Source organism: Bradyrhizobium sp. SHOUNA76 (genome assembly GCF_023006445.1).
Lineage (GTDB): Bacteria > Pseudomonadota > Alphaproteobacteria > Rhizobiales > Xanthobacteraceae > Bradyrhizobium.
Map to the genome: position 1 here is coordinate 1 of NZ_JALBHA010001132.1, position 516 is coordinate 516.

Below are 516 nucleotides of genomic sequence, written 5' to 3' on the forward strand. Positions count from 1 at the left end.
TGATGATGTGCGCTTCGGTGCTGCTCGGCGTCGAGGCGCGGCTCGCCAAGACCGACGCGATGCTGCTGCTTTGCGTGGTCGCGGCGATGGGGGCGATGGCGCGGGCCTATCTGTCCTGGCAGCGCGCCGAGGACGAGACGCATCCGCCCTGGAGCTGGCCCGCGATCTTCTGGACCGCGCTAGCCGTCGGCATCCTGATCAAGGGTCCGCTGATCCTGATGTTCGCAGGACTGACCATCCTTGCGCTCGCGATCCAGGACCGCGATGCCTCCTGGCTGTGGCGGCTGCGCCCGGTCTGGGGCCTGATGTGGATGCTGGTGCTGGTGTTGCCCTGGTTCGTCGCGATCTTCTGGCGCGCAGGCGAAACGTTCTTCGCCGATTCCGTCGGCGGCGACATGCTGAGCAAGCTGGGGGCCCAGGAATCCCACGGCGCGCCGCCCGGCCTGTACCTGGCGCTGTTCTGGATCACGTTCTGGCCGGGCGCGCCGCTCGCGGCGATGGCGGCGCCCGCGGTCT

Annotated in this window: 1 protein-coding gene; it reads left to right on the forward strand. The window is 69.2% G+C overall.

What is annotated here, in order from left to right; all coding sequences use genetic code 11:
- On the forward strand, nt 1-516 hold a 516-nt coding region (locus tag MOV74_RS40135), incomplete at both ends, for a glycosyltransferase family 39 protein (RefSeq protein ID WP_246933101.1).